Source organism: Pseudomonas sp. LBUM1646, from assembly GCF_059716165.1.
In genome coordinates this window covers 1,571,258-1,589,535 of sequence record NZ_CP166810.1, presented here as the reverse complement: position 1 = coordinate 1,589,535, position 18,278 = coordinate 1,571,258, and the positions used below count along the sequence as shown (strand labels likewise).

The following is an 18,278-nucleotide window of genomic DNA, read 5'->3' as shown; positions in this document are numbered from 1 at the left end:
TCAGGCTTTTTTCAACCAATAGCGGCAAATACCCGCTTCGTCTTCTTCACGCAGCAGCGTATGACCGGCCAATCGGGCAAAGGTGCGGAAGTCGCGCTGAGAACCCGCGTCCGTGGCGATCACCTTGAGTACTGCGCCGCTGGCCATCCGATTGAGTTCCAGCTTGGCCTTGAGCAATGGCAACGGACAATTCAGGCCACTGGCGTCCAGTTCAACGTCATGGGCTACCGCGTCAATCATTGCATCACTCCGGGTCAGGTGGTTGAGCGGCCTAGAATATCTGGTCCGAAGCCCGGTGTCCGGCTACAGTAAGGTCTTTGTCGACTAAGGCTTTGTGCATGACTTTTTTGCGCCCTACCCTGCTGACGCTCGCTTGCCTGCTCGCCTCACCAGGCTTCGCCGACGACCTGCCGTCACTCGGTGATGCCAGTTCTGCCATTGTCTCGCCGCAACAGGAATACCAGTTGGGCCGTGCGTGGCTGGCGATGTTGCGCAGCCAGGTCTCACAGCTCAATGACCCGCAGCTCAAGGATTACGTCGAATCCAGCGTCTATAAGCTGGTGGAGACCAGCCAGGTCACTGACCGGCGTCTGGAGTTCATCCTGATCAACAGCCCGCAGCTCAATGCCTTTGCCGCACCGGGCGGGATCATCGGGGTCAACGGCGGTTTGTTCCTCAATGCCCAGACCGAGGGCGAATACGCGTCGGTACTGGCTCACGAATTGGCTCACTTGTCGCAACGTCACTTTGCCCGTGGCGTTGAAGCCTCGCAACGCATGCAAGTGCCGATGATGGCCGCCCTGCTGGCCGGTATCGTGATTGCTGCCGCCGGCGCCGGTGATGCCGGGATCGCGACCATTGCCGGTACGCAGGCGGCAGCCATTCAGGAACAACGCCGTTTCTCGCGCCAGAACGAGCAGGAAGCCGACCGGATCGGCATCCTCAACCTGGAAAAGGCCGGTTACGATCCACGCTCGATGCCGAACATGTTCGAGCGCTTGATGCGTCAGTATCGCTTTGACGCCAAGCCACCGGAGTTCCTGCTGACTCACCCGGTGACCGAATCGCGGATCGCCGACACCCGCAACCGCGCCGAACAGGCCAAAGCGGGCGGCATCGAAGACAGCATGCGTTATCAGTTGATTCGGGCAAGAGTGCAACTGATCTATGAAGAAACCCCCGGTTTGGGCGCCAAACGCTTCCGTGCCCAACTTGATGAAAACCCGAAAAACGATGTTGCTCGTTATGGCCTGGCCATCGCCCAGATCAAGGGTGGCCAGCTGAATGAAGCCCGGGAGAATCTCAAGCAACTGCTGGCCACCGCGCCGAACGAGATCATCTACAACCTGGCTCAGGTTGATCTGGACATCACCAACAATCGCCTGCCGGACGCTCAGTCGCGGGTTGACCGATTGCTCACCCAGTTCCCGGGCAACTACCCGCTGAATCAGGTGCGAGTCGACCTGTTGCTCAAACAGAACCGTACCGTCGATGCGGAAAAATCACTGGAAAATCTGCTCAAGTCTCGCCCGGACGATCCGGATGTCTGGTACATGGTGGCGGAGACTCGCGGCCTGTCAGGCAATATCATCGGGCTGCATCAGGCTCGCGCCGAATACTTCGCGCTGGTTGGCGACTACCGCCAGGCCATTCAGCAACTGGACTTCGCCAAGCGCAAGGCGGGCGGCAACTTCCCGCTGTCTTCGCGCATCGATGCCCGGCAACGGGAGCTGATGGAGCAGGAGCGGATGATCAAGGACATGATGGGCTAAAAGCTTCAGGCATAAAAAAACCGCCTCTTTCGAGGCGGTTTTTTATTCAGCCGACAACCGGTTTATTCAGCCAGTTTGAAGGTGATGAAGCTGGCACGACCTTGACGCAGAACCCGCATCGACACCGAACGGTTCTTCGGCAGCGCTTTGGCGATCTCGGTGAACTCCTTGGTGGAACCGATCGCCTGGTTGTTCAGGTGAGTAATCACATCGCCCGGCTGCAAGCCGATCAACGAAGCCGGACCGTCCTCGACATCCTTGATCACCACTCCGCCCTTGAGGTCGTAGGTTTTCTTCTGCTCATCGGTCAGCTCGGTCACAGAAACACCCAAGCGGTTGCTGCTGCTCTCGACACCGGATTTCGGCTGGCCATCCAGCTCTTTGCCTTCGTCCGGGATCGTGCCGACTGTCAGCTCGACGTTCTTGCGCTTGCCCTCGCGGACAACTTCAAGATTGGCCTTGGCACCCGCCTTGAGCGCGCCGACCAGATGCGGCAGGTCAGCGGACATGATGATCGGTTGACCGTTCATGCTCAGGATCACGTCGCCCACTTGCAGACCACCCTTGGCAGCCGGACCGTCATCCTGGATCTGAGCCACCAGCGCACCGGCCGGTTTCTCAAGGCCGAACGACTCGGCCAGATCCTTGTTCACTTCCTGGATCACTACACCCAACCAGCCACGGCTGACTTTGCCGCCACTTTTCAGCTGATTGGACACGTCCATGGCCACGTCGATCGGGATGGCGAACGACACGCCCATGAAGCCGCCGGAGCGGGTGTAGATCTGCGAGTTGATCCCGACCACCTCACCGTTCAGGTTAAACAGCGGACCACCGGAGTTGCCCGGGTTGATCGGCACGTCAGTCTGGATGAACGGCACGTAGTTTTCGTTCGGCAGGCTACGACCGATGGCACTGACGATGCCTTGTGTCACGGTGTGGTCAAAGCCGAACGGCGAACCGATGGCGACGACCCATTGGCCGGCCTTCAGGTCCTGGGATTTGCCGAGCTTCAGCACTGGCAGGTCCTTGCCTTCGATTTTCAGCAGCGCCACGTCGGAACGCGGGTCGGTGCCGATCAGCTTGGCTTTCAACTCACTGCGGTCGGCCAGGCGGACGAGAATTTCGTCGGCGTCCGCGATCACGTGGTTGTTGGTCAGGATGTAACCATCAGGCGAGATGATAAAACCCGAACCCAAGGACTGGGCTTCGCGTTGACGATTGCCACCAGGCGAACGCGGTTGCGGCATGCCGCGTTCGAAAAACTCGCGCAGCGCTGGCGGCAAGCCTTCAAGATCCGGCATCTGGCCCGATACTTTGCGATCCGGCAATTTTTGCGTGGTACTGATGTTCACCACCGCGGGCGAGGCTTGTTCGACCAGTTGCGTAAAGTCAGGCAATTCGGCCGCTTGGGCAGAGACCGCCTGACCGAGCACTAGCACGGTGGCAAAAATGGAAAGATAAGACTTCAAGCGTGGTATCGACATACGGCTCCCGTTACGACGAGCATGGTTAAGCGATATGGAGCAAGGAACACCGGGAACGATACGCCGGTATTTTTGTTCCGGGAACAACAAACAAGGCCAGAGCCGAGAGGCTCTGACCTATAGAAAAATTCAGGGATATTTGCAACTTGAAATGCTCACCAAACATTTCGACATCTCAATGGTGGGATGGGCATTGCTGACCTCTCGCACTATCAAATCGTCGATCCATGAGCATCTCAGTTCAGCTCACTGTTTGGCCGTTGTAGCATTGGAGCGCATGGACAGCGCAATCCGTTCGGCAGTGCCGATCGGGATTTCACCGACCACAGTCACCATCATCTCGCCCTGGGGAGTGGTCAAGCGGCGGGAAACCGCGACGGTTGGCCCCAGCTGAGTACGGGTATCGGTGACAGTTGCACCATTCAATGGCTCAAGGAACACCGAGAAGCGAGCCAGGCCGTCGTCATACATCAGGCTGCTGACTTGGGTTTTGGTTTCGGGGTCTTTACGCGAGGAGCTGCTACTGAGTTCGAAACCCGGCGGTAACCAGTCCGAATGCCAGACCTCAGCGGTTTTGAGCGCCGTAGCCTTGTCAGTGTCGAGGGTAAGCGCCTTGCAATCAGAACCTGCCTGCAAATCGCTGTCCGACGGGACGTTGGCGGTATCCAGTTGCGTGAACTGGAAACGCTCCAGCAACTGCCCTTTGTCATTGAGTAGCAATGACTTGAGGGGTAGGCCGGTTTCCTTGTCCAGGTGTAACTCGAAACCGTAACGATGCTGATCGCGTGGCGTCAGTGAAACAATCACCGCCGCACGCCCAGCCACACGCGACTTGCCGATGACGGCAAGGTCGTACCAATTCTTGAGCTTTTGTGGATCGAGTGCACGAGCAGCAGAGTTGGGAGAGTCCCCCAGCCCTGCGATCAGGGTGCCGCTGACGCATTGAGTATGCCCATCAATGCGCACGACTTCCTGTGCCGAGCCGTCGAGCTGGAGTAAACGCTCGCGGACCTTGCCATCCTGGACGCGGTGCCAGATGTTATGGGTAGAAAAACTACCGTTACGCTCGTAAACAAAAGTACCGTGAAAGCTTTGCGTTTGCTCGGCCTGGCCAAGACGGGTCAACCAGTCCTGGGCTTCATCGGCGTGGGCTGGAACAACAAACCAGCCACCGAGCAGAAGCGTAAGTAGAGGTATGGCGCGCATGATCCTCCTTAGCGGTTTTCCAGGCTTGCTGCACGAGCGTAAGGCAGCGCGCTCTCAGTTCCTTTCAGTGCAGCCTGTTGAGCATGTTGGCGCAAGTAGCTTGGCAGACGCTGATCGTGCCAGCCCGGCTGACCTTGCAATACGCCGTTGGCCATAGGGCCAGTGGCTTCCGAACTCTCACTATAGCCTGCCAATACAGCCGGACCCTTGACCTGTGGAGTGGCCAGAGTGGACTGAGTGGATTGCTGAGCCAGTTCGACGCCAGCAATTTCGTCCTGGTTATACAGACGAACACCCGCCAACACAGCAACGGTCACCGAAGCAGCGACGGCCAGACGCCCCAGGCTGCGCCATGGACCGCGAGATGCTTTGGCCGGGACGGCTTCGTCTTCCAGCGCAGCAGAGACTGCCGCAGCGATATCCAGACGTGGAAGCAGCAGATCCTTATGCATGACTGCCCGAGCGATCTGGTAACGAGCCCAGGTTTCGCGGGTTTCAACATCGTCAAAGGCATTAAGCACCCGACGCAATTCCAGCTCGTCCGCTTCGTTATCCATCACTGCGGACAGCGATTCCTGCAGGGCTTCACGACTCATGGCGTTCCTCTCTTGGCTGTCGCCGCTGTCTCAGTTTTCCTGCAACAACGGCTGCAGGGCTTTATCTATGGCTTCCCGAGCCCGGAAAATCCGGGAGCGCACGGTACCCACCGGGCATTGCATGACTGCCGCAATGTCCTCGTAACTCAGACCATCGAATTCACGTAAAGTTAAGGCCGTACGCAAATCTTCTGGAAGTTGCTGAATGGTTCGATGGACGGTGCCTTCGATCTCATCCCGCAGCAATGCGCGTTCTGGCGACTCGAGATCCTTGAGGCCATGATCGCCGTCGTAGAACTCTGCGTCTTCGGAACTGACATCACTATCCGGCGGCCGACGGCCGCGTGAAACCAGATAGTTTTTCGCCGTGTTGATGGCGATGCGGTAAAGCCACGTGTAAAACGCGCTGTCTCCGCGGAAATTACCAAGTGCACGGTATGCCTTGATAAAGGCTTCCTGTGCAACATCCTGGGCTTCATGGGTGTCGTGCACGAAACGCACGATCAACCCGAGAATTTTGTGCTGGTATTTCAGCACTAGCAGATCGAAAGCTCGCTTGTCGCCGCGTTGAACGCGCTCGACCAGCTGCTGATCCTCTTCCTGGGTTAGCATGAACACTCCTCGATAAGCTCGAAGGAGACTTGCATAACTAAACGACCAGACTTGCAAACATAGACTCGGGCTTTTCGCAAAAGTTCTCCCCCTTCAAGCAAGTTTCCTGCGGGCTCTGATTTGGCACGCACGAAAAGCGCAGCTCGGAATGACCCGGCTGCGCGAATAATCTTGTCATCGGATTCGCCGGCGAGGACCAAACCGCAGGTCCCGCTCTGAAGCCGACACTGTCCCTTGATTCAGGCAACCAGCTATTGATCTTGGGCCTTTGGCAAAAGTTCCAAATTTTTATAGCCGGGTGCAACCGACATTGTGCAACCGTGGGGCGAAAAAGACTGTTAAATCGTTGATACAGTCGTCTTGTCGCCGAACCGGCGAAAAAAACATCCGACGAAGCGTCCAGGTTTTCCGTCACTGTAGTTTCACAATGCCATGGTGGCCCGGCTATTGTGCCGATCCCCCCCTCTATATACTAGTGGGCTGTGTGGCTGCCTGACTCGCCGATCCAGGTGTCTTGCGCCAACCCCGACCCGGGTCGCTTTGAGCGGAATCCTGAAATGAGCCAACAGTTTCAACACGATGTTCTGGTCATTGGCAGCGGCGCTGCCGGTTTGAGCCTTGCGCTGACTTTGCCCGGTCACCTGCGCATCGCCGTACTGAGCAAAGGCGACCTCGCCAATGGCTCGACTTTCTGGGCCCAGGGCGGTGTCGCCGCCGTCCTGGATGACACCGACACCGTTGAATCCCACGTCGATGACACGCTCAATGCCGGCGGTGGCCTGTGCCATGAAGACGCCGTGCGGTTTACCGTCGAGCACAGTAAAGAAGCCATCCAGTGGCTGATCGACCAAGGCGTTCCCTTTACGCGCGATGAACAGTCCGGCACCGAAGACGGCGGTTTCGAGTTTCACCTGACCCGCGAAGGCGGCCACAGTCATCGGCGCATCATCCACGCCGCCGATGCCACCGGCGCGGCGATCTTCAGAACCTTGCTCGATCAGGCGAAAAAGCGCCCGAACATCGAACTGCTCGAACAGCGGGTCGCCGTCGACCTGATCACCGAAAAGCGCCTGGGCCTGGATGGCGACCGCTGCCTCGGCGCCTATGTGCTCAATCGCGCCAGCGGCGAAGTCGACACCTACGGCGCCCGCTTCGTGATTCTCGCGTCCGGCGGCGCCGCCAAGGTCTACCTCTACACCAGCAACCCCGACGGCGCCTGTGGTGATGGCATTGCCATGGCCTGGCGTTCGGGCTGCCGGGTGGCGAACCTGGAGTTCAACCAGTTTCACCCCACCTGCCTGTATCACCCGCAGGCCAAGAGCTTCCTGATCACCGAAGCCTTGCGCGGCGAAGGTGCGCACCTGAAGCTGCCGAACGGCGAACGTTTCATGCAGCGCTTTGACCCTCGGGCCGAACTCGCGCCGCGGGACATCGTCGCCCGGGCCATCGACCACGAAATGAAGCGCCTGGGCGTCGACTGCGTCTACCTGGACATCAGCCACAAGCCCGAAGCGTTCATCAAGACGCACTTCCCGACTGTTTATGAGCGCTGCCTCGAGTTTTCCATCGACATCACCAAGCAACCGATCCCGGTGGTGCCGGCGGCGCACTACACCTGCGGCGGCGTGATGGTCGATCAGCAAGGTCGCACCGATGTGCCGGGCCTGTACGCCATTGGCGAAACCAGCTTCACCGGCCTGCACGGCGCCAACCGCATGGCCAGCAACTCGCTGCTGGAATGCTTTGTCTATGCGCGTTCGGCGGCGGCGGACATTCTGGAGCAGTTGCCGCAGGTTTCGATTCCCATCGCCCTGCCCGTCTGGGACGCGAGCCAGGTGACCGACTCCGACGAAGACGTGATCATTGCGCACAACTGGGACGAACTGCGCCGGTTCATGTGGGACTACGTCGGCATCGTGCGCACCAACAAGCGCTTGCAACGGGCCCAGCACCGGGTGCGGCTGTTGCTCGACGAAATCGACGAGTTCTACAGCAACTATAAAGTCAGCCGGGATTTGATCGAGTTGCGCAACCTGGCCCAGGTGGCCGAGTTGATGATTCAGTCAGCCATGGAACGCAAGGAAAGTCGCGGTCTGCATTACACCCTCGACTACCCGAACCTGCTGCCGGTGGCGCTGGACACTATTCTGGTGCCGCCCACCTACGCCGACTAAACTTCAGCCGGACCCGCAGGCGTCGGTGTAAATCCGTCGCCTGCGCATCCCGGGGCACGCAGATCGTGCTGACCCGCCGTTCGCCCCGCAGTCGAAACCGCAGCACCACGACCAACGGTAGCGCCAGGCTGTCCGGCCGTAGCTGCACTGGTTGCCATCCCCGCGCCGGACTCCACAACTGCCAGCCATCGGCATCGCGACGCAAGCCGCGAAATGCCAGCGGATGGGTCAGGAGAATCTGTCGCGGTAATGCCCAAAAACCGTGGGCCACGCACAGCAAGATGCCGAGCAAATTCGCCCAGACAGGTATAGAAAGCAGAAACAACGAACCCAGCGCGAACAGCTGGGCCATAAGATACGCCGCCAGCAACTGCCGTGAGGCATGCCAGCGGCATTCGAACGCATTACTTGGGCTGGACACGATCCAGGATCATGCGAACCATGCGCTGAAGCTCCGGATCTTCCGATTCGGCGCGCTCCATGAACCAGCCGAACATGTCCTGATCTTCGCATTCGAGCAGCTTGCGGTAGCAATCGCGGTCGACATCATTGAGGTGCGGATAGACCTCTTTCACGAACGGCACCAGCAACACGTCAAGCTCAAGCATACCGCGGCGGCTGTGCCAGTAGAGGCGATTCAGTTCAACATCTTCGACCATGGAGCGCTCCTCAAATAGGCGGCAAGTATACAGCCCAAAGACTGGTCGAACAGTCGGCTTTGGTCGGCCCTCTCGAGCTTTTGTGAACTACCCATTTCGAAGGCGCCCCCTTATGATGTCCCCCAGACTCTTTACCCTGCGATGACCCATGGCCGATTCTGCTTTTTTCAGCACCCTGTCACATGAAGGCGTTCTCGCGGTTCGCGGCGCGGATGCCGGCAAATTCCTGCAGGGCCAATTGACCTGCAACCTCAATTACCTGAGCGACACCCAGGCCAGCCTCGGCGCCCGCTGCACCCAGAAAGGCCGGATGCAGTCGAGTTTCCGCATTCTGCTGGAAGGCGACGGCGTTCTGCTGGCGATGGCCACCGAGTTGCTGGAACCGCAACTGGCGGACCTGAAAAAATACGCGGTGTTCTCCAAGTCCAAATTGACCGACGAAAGCGCTGCCTGGGTTCGTTTTGGCCTCGATCATAGCGATGCGGCCCTGAGCAATCTGGGTCTGGAGCTGCCGGCCGACACCGACAGCGTTGTGCGCAACGACGGTCTGATCGCCATTCGTGTATCGCCTGAGCGTGCCGAGCTGTGGGTCGCCGCTGATCAAGCCGACGTCATCAAGGGCAAGCTCTCCGCCCTGCTGGCCGAAGGCGAGCTGAATCAATGGCTGCTGGGCCAGATCCGCGCAGGGATCGGCCAGGTCATGCCGAGCACTCGCGAGCTGTTCATTCCGCAGATGCTCAACCTGCAAGCCGTCGGCGGCGTGAGTTTCAAGAAAGGCTGCTACACCGGCCAGGAAATCGTCGCGCGGATGCAATACCTGGGCAAACTCAAGCGTCGCTTGTATCGCCTGCAACTGGAGGCCAGTGAATTGCCTGAGCCCGGCACCCAGCTGTTTGCCCCGAGCCACGGTAGCTCCATCGGCGAAGTGGTGATAGCCGCGCGCGGCGAACAAAACATTGAACTCCTGGCTGTGCTGCAAGCCGAAGCTGCAGAGTCTGGTGACATTCATCTGGCGGCGCTGGAAGGCCCTGCCCTGCACCTGCTCGACCTGCCTTATGCGCTGGATCGCGATAAAGAAATCCAGCGCTGACAGCAGTATTTTTTTGCAAGACCCTAGAGAACAGAAATGAGTGAGCTGGCGGATAAGGTCCAACAGGATTTGGTTGAGGCCATCGATAACGATGACCTGGTTCTGCCAACATTACCGGAAGTGGCCCTGCAGATTCGCAAGGCTGCTGAAGATCCGGAAATCAGCGTTAGCACCCTGAGTAAAGTGATCGGTCGCGATACCGCGTTGTCGGCGCGACTGATCAAAGTGGTCAACAGCCCGTTGCTGCGGGCGACCCAGGAAGTCACCGACCTGCACACCGCCATCACCCGGCTGGGGGTGAATTACAGCAGCAACCTGGCCATCGGTCTGGTGATGGAACAGATTTTCCATGCCCGCTCCGAGGTGGTAGAGCAGAAAATGCGCGATGTCTGGCGCAAAAGCCTGGAAATCGCCGGGGTCAGTTATGCGCTTTGCCGCAGCTACACCCAACTCAAACCCGACCAGGCTGCATTGGGCGGGTTGGTGCATCAGATTGGTGTACTGCCGATCCTGACTTACGCCGAAGATCACTATGAACTGCTCTCCGACCCGGTCAGCCTCAACCATGTGATCGACCGCATTCATCCGCTGCTGGGCGACAAACTGCTCAGCGTCTGGGAGTTTCCGGAAATGCTGGTGAAATTGCCGGGGCAGTATCTGGACTTCAAACGTGAGTCCGAAAAGGTCGATTATGTCGATCTGGTGCAAGTCGCCAGCCTGTATTGCCACAAGGACACCGACCACCCGCTGGCGCGCATCGATGCGTTCAGTGTGCCGGCCTTCAAGAAGCTGGGGATCGACCCCGAGAACGAGGCGATGTGCCGGGAGCTGGAAGAGTCGCGGTCGATGTTTTATTGATTGCGAATACATTCACCCGTAGGAGCTGCCGAAGGCTGTTCCTACGGGTTAATCACCTGCCAATACCGATGCCTCTTACTCCCCTGCAATAAAACTCACCCGAACCTTCAACCCCGCCTTTTCTCCATCGTGAAGGCTGATCTGCGCCAAATGCGCACGACAAATCTCCCCCACAATCGCCAACCCCAACCCTGACCCCGCGACTTGCTGATTACGCCGGTAAAAGCGCTCGAACACCCGATCGCGCTCTTCAAGGGGAATCCCTGGCCCATCGTCCTCAACCTCCAGCACCGCTGGCGCCGTCACTCGCAGGATCACATTCCCCCCCGGCGGAGTGTGGGCCAGGGCGTTATCCACCAGATTGCTCAGCAATTCGTTCAACAATGTCGGTTCACCGCGCAGCCATACCGGTTCGTCCGCCTCCAGCGCCAGCGCCACACCGCGTGCGTGGGCCAACGGCGCCATGGCCATGCCCAGTTCCCGGGCCAACTGGCTCAGGTCCAGTAACTGCGCGCCGCCCTCGGCAATTGCCCGCGCGCCGTTTTCAACCCGCGCCAGGGATAGCAATTGGTTAGCCAGGTGCGTCAGGCGATCCGTGCCCTGGGCGGCGGTTTCCAGGGTGCTGCGCCAGGTTTGCGGTTCGCTGGCGCGCAAGCCCAGTTCCAGTCGCGCCTTGAGCGCCGCCAAGGGTGTGCGTAGTTCATGGGCCGCATCGGCGATGAACTGCGCCTGACGCTCGAACTGCCCCCGCAGACGCTCAGTAAAGTGGTTGAGGGCGCGCACCAACGGCCACAATTCACGTTGCACTTCCACCAACGGCAAGGGACGCAGGTCGTCGGACTGGCGCTCTTCCACCGCCGTGCGCAAACGCTCCAGTGGCCGCAATGCCGCACTGACCGCAAACCAGACCAGCAACAACGCGCCAATCGCCAACATCCCCAGCCGCAGCAGCGTATCCGCCGCCAGACTGCGCGCCATGCTGACTCGTGCCTCGTCGGTTTCTGCCACGCGGATTTCCGCCATGCCGTTCATGTTCGGCTCGCTCACCGGCTTGAGCAGACTCACCACGCGTACGTTCTGCCCGCGATAGACGGCGTTGTAGAAACGCGCCAGCGCCGGATAGTCATCGGTGCGCGGCGTACCCGGCGGCGGTGGCGGCAAGTTTTCGTAGCCGGAGATCAGGTTCTGATGGATGTCGTTGACCAGATAAAAGATTCGCCCGGCGCTGTCGTAGGCAAACGTGTCGAGCGCCACATAAGGTACGTCGGCACTGAGCGTGCCATCACGCTGGGAAACACCGGCGGCAATGGTCCGAGCCGAGGCCAGCAAGGTCCGGTCATAAGCCGTGTCAGCCGCTTCGCGACCATTCCAGTAAGCACTCAAACCACTGGCCAACATCAACACCACCAGCAACAACGCGAGGTTCCATAGCAACCGCCAGCGCAGGCTGCTCGGCTTATGCATCGCGGCTTTCCAGCAAGTAGCCGAGGCCGCGGAAGGTCACGATCGCCACCGGTTGGCCATCGAGTTTCTTGCGCAAACGGTGGACGTAGATTTCGATGGCGTCGGGGCTGGCCTCTTCGTCCAGGCCGAAGACTTGGGAAGCCAGTTGCTCCTTGCTCATCACCCGGCCGGGACGCGCGATCAGCGCTTCTAGAACGGCCTGCTCGCGCGAGGTCAGGGTCAACAATTCCTCACCGAGGGTGAAGCGCCGGGTGTCGAGGTCATAGGACAGCACGCCACAGCGCTGCTGACGCTCACCGCCGAGCACGCTGCGCCGCAGCAAGGCTTTGACCCGGGCTTCGAGTTCGGTCAGCTCGAACGGCTTGGCCAGGTAATCGTCGGCGCCGAGGTTCAGGCCGTGGACCCGGTCCTTGACGTCGCTGCGGGCAGTCAACATCAACACCGGCAGGTTCTTGCCTCGGGCCCGCAGACGCGCCAGCACTTCGAAACCATCCATCCGTGGCAGGCCGACATCGAGGATCGCCACCGCGTATTCCTCGCTGCTCAAGGCCAGGTCGGCCGCCACGCCGTCGTGCAATACATCCACGGTCAGACCCGTGCTCTTGAGCGCCTGGGCGACACTTTCGGCGAGCTGCAGGTGGTCTTCGACGAGCAGGACACGCATGGCTTTTTACCTCATTCAGGGATGGTCGACGCCATTCTTTGCCGCGGAGTTTACAGCCGCATCCGCCGCTGTGAAGCCCGAAAACCGTGAAAGTCTGCTGAAAGGTTAGCGAAAGGTTGGCCGGTTAGAGTCCGGCCACGGACAGTTTTAACTGCCGTCGCTACTGCACATAGCGAATACGAAAAACGCCACGAAGCGTTTTCGCCAATAAGAACAATAACGGAGTACTTCACGATGCTGTCCATGCAGCTTCAGGCTCGCCCGCCTGTTCGTTTTTCCCGCCTCAGCCAGACCGCCCTTGCCAGTGCCGCCGCCTTCGCCGGCTTTTCGCCGTTGAGCCAGGCTGCCTTCTTCGAAGACAGTACGGCAACCCTCGAAACCCGCAACATGTATTTCAACCGCGACTTTCGCGACGGCACCAGCGCCCAGCAATCCAAGCGTGACGAATGGGCCCAGGGCTTCATGCTCAATCTGCAATCGGGTTACACCGACGGCACCGTGGGGTTCGGTGTCGATGCGCTGGGTATGCTGGGGGTCAAGCTCGATTCGAGTCCCGACCGCACCGGCACCGGTCTGTTGCCGACCCACGATGATGGTCGCGCCGCTGACGAGTACTCCAAGCTGGGCCTGACCGGCAAAGTGAAAATCTCCGCCACCGAACTGAAAATCGGCAGCCTGATTCCGGAACTGCCGATCCTCAAGCCCAACGACGGGCGCATCCTGCCGCAGACCTTTGAAGGCGGCTTGCTGACCTCCAAAGAGATCAAGAACCTGACCTTTATCGGTGGCCGACTGGAGAAAGCCAAGGACCGCGACAGCACCGATTTCGAGGACATCGCCCTCAACAACAAGAACAGCCGCTTTGCCGGCACGGCCGCCGGCAAGCACTTTGACTTTGGCGGAGTGGACTACAAGTTCACCGACAAAATCACCGGCAGCTACCACTTTGCGCAACTCGATGAAGTCTATAACCAGCACTTCCTCGGCGTGGTCGCCTCTCAGCCGTTCGGCCCGGGCACCTTCGGCACCGACTTGCGACTGGCGATCAGTGATGACCAGGGCGCGGCCCGTGGCGGCAAGATTGACAACAAATCCCTCAACGGTCTGGTGAGCTATGCCTTGAGCGGGCATAAATTCAGCGCCGGTTATCAGCACATGTCCGGCGACAGTGCGTTCCCGTATGTCGATGGCGCCGACCCGTACCTGGTCAACTTCGTGCAGATCAACGACTTCGCCGGTGCCGAAGAACACTCATGGCAGGCGCGCTACGACTACGACTTCGCCAAACTCGGCATCCCCGGCCTGAGTTTCATGAGCCGTTACCTGAGCGGTGACAACATCAAGCTCAAGAACGGTGACGAAGGCAAGGAGTGGGAACGCAATACAGAGATCAAGTATGTAGTACAAAGCGGCGCGCTCAAGGACGTCGCCGTACGCCTGCGTAACGCCACCTACCGCTCCAACTACTCCGCTCGCGATGCCGATGAAGTGCGTCTGCTGGTGAGCTATAGCGTTGCACTTTGGTAATTGATTGAAATGCCGAAGGCCCAAAAGATCGCAGCCTTCGGCAGCTCCTACACATCCATACAACAATAAATCTGTGGAGAACCCAATGAAATTGTCACTGCGTAAGTTTGCTCTCACCGCCAGCGCCTTGCTGTTCGCCGGCCAACTGATGGCCGAGCCCAAGCGCCCGGAGTGCATCGCCCCAGCCTCCCCCGGCGGCGGTTTCGACCTGACCTGCAAACTGGCGCAAAGCGCGCTGGTGAACGAAAAGCTGCTGACCAAACCGATGCGCGTGACCTACATGCCCGGCGGTGTCGGCGCGGTGGCGTACAACGCGGTGGTCGCCCAGCGCCCGGCCGACGCCGGCACGCTGGTGGCATGGTCCAGCGGTTCGCTGCTGAACCTGGCCCAGGGCAAGTTCGGGCGTTTCGATGAAACCAACGTCCGTTGGCTGGCCGCGGTCGGTACCAGCTACGGCGCCATCGCAGTGAAAAGCGATTCGCCTTACAAGACCCTCGACGATCTCGTTCAAGCGCTGAAGAAAGATCCGAGCAAAGTGGTCATCGGCTCCGGCGGCACCGTCGGCAGCCAGGACTGGATGCAAACCGCACTGATCGCCAAAGCCGCCGGGATCAACCCGCGTGACTTGCGTTACGTCGCCCTCGAAGGCGGCGGTGAAATCGCCACCGCCCTGCTGGGCGGCCATATCCAGGTCGGCAGTACCGACATCTCCGACTCCATGCCACACATCCAGAGCGGCGACATGCGCCTGCTGGCGGTGTTCTCCGAGAAGCGTCTGGACGAGCCGGAAATGAAGGACATCCCGACCGCCAAAGAGCAAGGCTACGACATCGTCTGGCCGGTGGTTCGCGGTTTCTACCTCGGGCCGAAGGTCAGTGACGAAGACTACGCCTGGTGGAAAGACGCTTTCGACAAACTGCTGGCTTCCGAAGACTTCGCCAAGCTGCGCGATCAGCGTGAACTGTTCCCGTTCGCCATGACCGGCCCGGAGCTGGACACCTACGTGAAGAAGCAAGTCGCGGACTACAAAGTGCTGGCCAAAGAGTTCGGCCTGATCCAGTGATCGTCTCTGTCTAGCGGCTGCGGCCTCGTTTGCGCGGGGCCGTGGCGCAGGAGTTTCTCATGCTCTTACAACGCATTTTTGCTTCGGTGCTGTTGCTGGCCTGTGTTGGCCTGGCGCTGATGGCGTGGCCATATCAAGCGGCTTTTTCCTACGAACCGGTGGGACCGCGAGCCTTTCCGCTGTTGATGCTCGGCCTGATGGGCGCGGCGCTGTTGTACATGGTATTTCGTCCCGCACCGATCAAACACAACCCTGACGAACCACCGATGGACCGCGAAACCCTGACCAAAATCGGCATCTGCGTGGTGCTGTTGCTGGTGTTCGCGGGCACCTTCGAACCCCTTGGCTTTATTGTCGCGAGCATCCTGATCGGGATTCCGATGGCGCGCCTGTACGGCGGCCGCTGGCTGCCCAGCGTGGTGATCATCAGCCTGATGGCGATCGGTCTTTATTTGCTGTTCGACAAGGTGATGGACGTGCCGCTGCCGTTGGGCGTGCTCGACGTTCTGGAGAACTGATATGGATACTCTTGGCTATTTGGGGCAGGGATTTGGCGTCGCACTGACCCCGTACAACCTGGTGACTGCACTGTGCGGCACCCTGATCGGCACCGTGGTCGGCCTGCTGCCAGGCCTGGGCCCGATCAACGGCGTCGCACTGCTAATCCCGATCGCATTCGCTCTTGGCCTGCCACCGGAATCAGCACTGATTCTGCTGGCGGCGGTGTACCTGGGTTGCGAATACGGCGGCCGGATCAGCTCGATCCTGCTGAACATTCCGGGCGAAGCCTCCACCGTCATGACCACCCTCGACGGTTACCCGATGGCCCGCAAAGGCCTGGCCGGTGTAGCACTGTCGTTGTCGGCGTGGAGTTCGTTCATTGGCGCGTTCATCGCTACTTGCGGCATGGTGCTGTTCGCCCCGCTGCTGGCGAAATGGGCGATTGCCTTCGGCCCGGCGGAATATTTCGTACTGATGGTGTTTGCGATTGTCTGCCTGGGTGGTATGGCGGGTGATCGTCCGCTGAAAACGTTTATTGCGGCGCTGATCGGTCTGTTTCTGTCGACCGTCGGCATCGACGCCAACAGCGGCGTGTACCGCTTCACCGGGGACAATATCCACCTGACGGACGGCATCCAGTTCGTCGTGTTGGTGCTGGGCCTGTTCTCCATCAGTGAAATCCTCCTGCTGCTGGAGAAAACCCACCACGGCCAGGAAGCGGTCAAAGCCACCGGCCGCATGATGTTCAACTTCAAGGAAGCCTCGGCGGTGTTCGTAGTGAACATTCGTTGCGGCGTGTTGGGCTTCATCATGGGCGTGTTGCCGGGTGCCGGCGCGACGCTGGCCAGCGCCGTGGCCTACATGACTGAAAAACGCATCGCCGGTGCCAAAGGCACCTTCGGCCAGGGCGACATGCGTGGTCTCGCCGCGCCGGAAACCGCCATCGGCGGCGCAGCGTGCGGTGCACTGGTACCCATGCTGACCCTCGGCGTTCCAGGGTCGGGCACCACGGCGGTGATGATCGGCGCTCTGTCGCTGTACAACATCACCCCAGGGCCGCTGCTGTTCCAGCAACAACCGGACATCGTCTGGGGCCTGATCGCCTCGTTGTTCGTCGCCAACATCATGCTGGTGATCCTCAACATCCCAATGATCCGCATCTTCACCCGTATCCTTGCCGTGCCGAACTGGGCACTGGTGCCGGTGATCGCGATCATTACCGGGATCGGCGTCTACGCGGTGCACGCCACCACATTCGACCTGTTCCTGATGATCGGTATCGGTATCTTCGGCTACCTCCTGCGCAAGCTGGACTTCCCGTTGTCGCCGGTCCTGCTGGGGTTCATCCTCGGCGGCTTGATGGAGCAGAACCTGCGGCGTGCGCTGTCGATTTCCAACGGTGCGCTGGAGATTCTCTGGTCGAGCCCGATCACGTTTGGTGTCTGGGTGCTGACCGCAATCATGCTGCTGATGCCAATCATCCGGATCTGGCGCAAACGTTCGGCCTCCCGGCGCGCCATTGCCGATGTCTGATCGCCCCTTCAAAACCTGGTGGGGAACACCGCTGGTCGGTCTGCTGGGCGGTTACCTCGCCAGCCAGATCGGCTGGCCGCTGCCGTGGATGGTCGGCTCGTTGCTGGCGATCATCCTGGTGCGCTGCCTCACCCCGTGGCAATTGGCGGAAATCCCTGGCGGGCGTAAATGCGGCCAGTGGATCGTCGGCATCGGCATCGGCCTGCACTTCACCCCGGTGGTGATGGAACAGGTACTGAGCCACTTCGGTTTGATCTTTTTCGGTGCGCTGGTCACCAGCCTGTCCAGTGTGGTCGGGGTCTGGTTGATGCGGCGTACCGGGGAGGATCGTGCGACTGCGTTTTTTTCCAGCATGCCGGGCGGTTCCGGCGAGATGGTCAACCTCGGTGCCCGTAATGGGGCGGTGCTCAGCCGGGTCGCGGCGGGGCAGAGTTTGCGGGTGCTGGTGGTGGTGCTGTGTGTACCGGCGGCGTTCAAGTATTTGCTGGGGGACGGTACGCCGATCGGTCATGCCTCAGTCGTTGATTGGCGTTGGCTGGCGATCTTGTTTCCGGCGGGCGCCCTGCTCGCCTGGGGCTGGCAGCGTTTGCGCCAACCCAATCCGTGGCTGTTCGGGCCGTTGCTGGTGAGTGCGGCGGTGAGCATTGGTTGGGATCTGCATATCAGTTTGCCCAACGGTGGCAGCCAGATCGGCCAATGGCTGATTGGCAGCGGCTTGGGGTGTCACTTCAATCGGCAATTCTTCCGGCGGGCGCCGTCCTTTATGGGGCGCACGTTGATGGGCACGGCGTTGACCATGCTGATCGCCACGGCGGCAGCCTTGGGGCTCAGTGCATTGACCCATCTGGATTTGCGTTCACTAACGTTGGGCATGATGCCCGGCGGGATTGCGGAGATGAGCCTGACGGCGGAGACGCTGCAATTGTCGGTGCCGCTGGTGACGGCGATGCAGGTGATGCGATTGTTGTTTGTGTTGTTTCTGGCGGAGCCGTTGTTCAAATATTGGAATCGGGTGCCGGAGTCCCCCCTACCCTGATCATTCCCACGCTCTGCGTGGGAATGCCTCAATGGA

18 protein-coding genes are annotated in these 18,278 nt (G+C 59.8%); 9 read left to right on the top strand and 9 right to left on the bottom strand.

Annotation, left to right across the window (positions count from 1 at the left end; translation table 11 throughout):
- Entirely contained in the window at positions 1-240 is a 240-nt protein-coding gene (locus ACA071_RS07045) for a sulfurtransferase TusA family protein (protein ID WP_497643715.1), read from the bottom strand.
- Positions 241-338: 98 nt separating this feature from the next.
- On the opposite strand from ACA071_RS07045, the gene ACA071_RS07040 reads away from it, so the two are divergent.
- On the top strand, positions 339-1,772 hold the full coding sequence (locus tag ACA071_RS07040) for a M48 family metalloprotease (protein ID WP_497643714.1): 1,434 nt from the start codon (positions 339-341) through the stop codon (positions 1,770-1,772).
- 62 nt (positions 1,773-1,834) lie between these two features.
- Here the strand turns inward: ACA071_RS07040 and ACA071_RS07035 are convergent, their stop codons facing one another.
- The 4 genes from ACA071_RS07035 to rpoE all read right to left on the bottom strand — a co-directional run bounded on the left by ACA071_RS07035 (position 1,835) and on the right by rpoE (position 5,673).
- The gene (locus tag ACA071_RS07035; RefSeq protein WP_497643713.1) at positions 1,835-3,259 is read right to left on the bottom strand and encodes a DegQ family serine endoprotease; all 1,425 of its coding nucleotides are present in this window, start codon (positions 3,257-3,259) and stop codon (positions 1,835-1,837) included.
- A gap of 246 nt (positions 3,260-3,505) precedes the next feature.
- Complete coding sequence (locus ACA071_RS07030; protein ID WP_497643712.1) at positions 3,506-4,465, bottom strand: MucB/RseB C-terminal domain-containing protein; 960 nt, start codon at positions 4,463-4,465, stop codon at positions 3,506-3,508.
- Between the two features lie 8 nt (positions 4,466-4,473).
- On the bottom strand, positions 4,474-5,061 hold the full coding sequence (locus ACA071_RS07025; protein ID WP_169371186.1) for a sigma-E factor negative regulatory protein: 588 nt from the start codon (positions 5,059-5,061) through the stop codon (positions 4,474-4,476).
- 30 nt (positions 5,062-5,091) lie between these two features.
- Entirely contained in the window at positions 5,092-5,673 is a 582-nt protein-coding gene (rpoE, locus tag ACA071_RS07020) for an RNA polymerase sigma factor RpoE/AlgU (protein WP_007944079.1), read from the bottom strand.
- Between the two features lie 557 nt (positions 5,674-6,230).
- On the opposite strand from rpoE, the gene nadB reads away from it, so the two are divergent.
- Positions 6,231-7,847, top strand: coding sequence for an L-aspartate oxidase (gene nadB / locus ACA071_RS07015; RefSeq protein ID WP_497643711.1), 1,617 nt, complete (start codon positions 6,231-6,233; stop codon positions 7,845-7,847).
- Here the strand turns inward: nadB and ACA071_RS07010 are convergent.
- Together ACA071_RS07010 and ACA071_RS07005 are read right to left on the bottom strand one after the other, a co-directional pair.
- A complete protein-coding gene (locus ACA071_RS07010) occupies positions 7,816-8,268 on the bottom strand; it encodes a protein YgfX (protein WP_497643710.1) in 453 nt (150 codons plus the stop codon). The two genes, nadB and ACA071_RS07010, sit on opposite strands and share 32 nt — an antisense overlap.
- Entirely contained in the window at positions 8,252-8,506 is a 255-nt protein-coding gene (locus tag ACA071_RS07005) for an FAD assembly factor SdhE (protein WP_007944081.1), read from the bottom strand. The genes ACA071_RS07010 and ACA071_RS07005 overlap by 17 nt, the downstream gene beginning before the upstream one ends.
- A 148-nt stretch (positions 8,507-8,654) precedes the next feature.
- Here ACA071_RS07005 and ygfZ point away from each other — a divergent pair, with 148 nt between their 5' ends.
- Positions 8,655-9,596, top strand: a complete 942-nt coding sequence (gene ygfZ, locus ACA071_RS07000; protein WP_497643709.1) for a CAF17-like 4Fe-4S cluster assembly/insertion protein YgfZ — start codon at positions 8,655-8,657, stop codon at positions 9,594-9,596.
- A 36-nt stretch (positions 9,597-9,632) separates the two neighbouring features.
- Entirely contained in the window at positions 9,633-10,454 is an 822-nt protein-coding gene (locus ACA071_RS06995; protein WP_497643708.1) for an HDOD domain-containing protein, read from the top strand.
- Between the two features lie 75 nt (positions 10,455-10,529).
- Here the strand turns inward: ACA071_RS06995 and ACA071_RS06990 are convergent, their stop codons facing one another.
- Positions 10,530-11,918, bottom strand: coding sequence for a sensor histidine kinase (locus ACA071_RS06990; RefSeq protein ID WP_497643707.1), 1,389 nt, complete (start codon positions 11,916-11,918; stop codon positions 10,530-10,532).
- Positions 11,911-12,582 (bottom strand): response regulator, encoded by a 672-nt coding sequence (locus ACA071_RS06985; protein ID WP_497643706.1) that lies wholly within the window; start codon positions 12,580-12,582, stop codon positions 11,911-11,913. Before ACA071_RS06985 ends, ACA071_RS06990 begins: the two co-directional genes overlap by 8 nt.
- 234 nt (positions 12,583-12,816) lie before the next feature.
- Between ACA071_RS06985 and ACA071_RS06980 the strand changes: the two genes are divergently transcribed.
- The 5 genes from ACA071_RS06980 (at position 12,817) to ACA071_RS06960 (ending at position 18,242) form a co-directional block, all read left to right on the top strand.
- A complete protein-coding gene (locus ACA071_RS06980; RefSeq protein WP_497643705.1) occupies positions 12,817-14,109 on the top strand; it encodes an OprD family porin in 1,293 nt (430 codons plus the stop codon).
- 85 nt (positions 14,110-14,194) lie between these two features.
- Positions 14,195-15,172: a Bug family tripartite tricarboxylate transporter substrate binding protein gene (locus ACA071_RS06975; protein ID WP_497643704.1), complete on the top strand. Its 978-nt coding sequence runs from the start codon at positions 14,195-14,197 to the stop codon at positions 15,170-15,172.
- Between the two features lie 59 nt (positions 15,173-15,231).
- Positions 15,232-15,690, top strand: coding sequence for a tripartite tricarboxylate transporter TctB family protein (locus ACA071_RS06970; protein ID WP_497643703.1), 459 nt, complete (start codon positions 15,232-15,234; stop codon positions 15,688-15,690).
- A 1-nt stretch (position 15,691) separates the two neighbouring features.
- Entirely contained in the window at positions 15,692-17,206 is a 1,515-nt protein-coding gene (locus ACA071_RS06965; RefSeq protein WP_497643702.1) for a tripartite tricarboxylate transporter permease, read from the top strand.
- Complete coding sequence (locus tag ACA071_RS06960; RefSeq protein WP_497643701.1) at positions 17,199-18,242, top strand: AbrB family transcriptional regulator; 1,044 nt, start codon at positions 17,199-17,201, stop codon at positions 18,240-18,242. Before ACA071_RS06965 ends, ACA071_RS06960 begins: the two co-directional genes overlap by 8 nt.
- Positions 18,243-18,278 lie beyond the last annotated feature (36 nt).

Bases quoted from the DNA above. Each gene is read 5' to 3' on its own strand.
- ACA071_RS07045 (WP_497643715.1), bottom strand. From the start codon at position 240: ATGATTGACGCGGTAGCCCATGACGTTGAACTGGACGCCAGTGGCCTG.
- ACA071_RS07040 (WP_497643714.1), top strand. From the start codon at position 339: ATGACTTTTTTGCGCCCTACCCTGCTGACGCTCGCTTGCCTGCTCGCC.
- ACA071_RS07035 (WP_497643713.1), bottom strand. From the start codon at position 3,259: ATGTCGATACCACGCTTGAAGTCTTATCTTTCCATTTTTGCCACCGTG.
- ACA071_RS07030 (WP_497643712.1), bottom strand. From the start codon at position 4,465: ATGCGCGCCATACCTCTACTTACGCTTCTGCTCGGTGGCTGGTTTGTT.
- ACA071_RS07025 (WP_169371186.1), bottom strand. From the start codon at position 5,061: ATGAGTCGTGAAGCCCTGCAGGAATCGCTGTCCGCAGTGATGGATAAC.
- rpoE (WP_007944079.1), bottom strand. From the start codon at position 5,673: ATGCTAACCCAGGAAGAGGATCAGCAGCTGGTCGAGCGCGTTCAACGC.
- nadB (WP_497643711.1), top strand. From the start codon at position 6,231: ATGAGCCAACAGTTTCAACACGATGTTCTGGTCATTGGCAGCGGCGCT.
- ACA071_RS07005 (WP_007944081.1), bottom strand. From the start codon at position 8,506: ATGGTCGAAGATGTTGAACTGAATCGCCTCTACTGGCACAGCCGCCGC.
- ygfZ (WP_497643709.1), top strand. From the start codon at position 8,655: ATGGCCGATTCTGCTTTTTTCAGCACCCTGTCACATGAAGGCGTTCTC.
- ACA071_RS06995 (WP_497643708.1), top strand. From the start codon at position 9,633: ATGAGTGAGCTGGCGGATAAGGTCCAACAGGATTTGGTTGAGGCCATC.
- ACA071_RS06990 (WP_497643707.1), bottom strand. From the start codon at position 11,918: ATGCATAAGCCGAGCAGCCTGCGCTGGCGGTTGCTATGGAACCTCGCG.
- ACA071_RS06985 (WP_497643706.1), bottom strand. From the start codon at position 12,582: ATGCGTGTCCTGCTCGTCGAAGACCACCTGCAGCTCGCCGAAAGTGTC.
- ACA071_RS06980 (WP_497643705.1), top strand. From the start codon at position 12,817: ATGCTGTCCATGCAGCTTCAGGCTCGCCCGCCTGTTCGTTTTTCCCGC.
- ACA071_RS06975 (WP_497643704.1), top strand. From the start codon at position 14,195: ATGAAATTGTCACTGCGTAAGTTTGCTCTCACCGCCAGCGCCTTGCTG.
- ACA071_RS06970 (WP_497643703.1), top strand. From the start codon at position 15,232: ATGCTCTTACAACGCATTTTTGCTTCGGTGCTGTTGCTGGCCTGTGTT.
- ACA071_RS06965 (WP_497643702.1), top strand. From the start codon at position 15,692: ATGGATACTCTTGGCTATTTGGGGCAGGGATTTGGCGTCGCACTGACC.
- ACA071_RS06960 (WP_497643701.1), top strand. From the start codon at position 17,199: ATGTCTGATCGCCCCTTCAAAACCTGGTGGGGAACACCGCTGGTCGGT.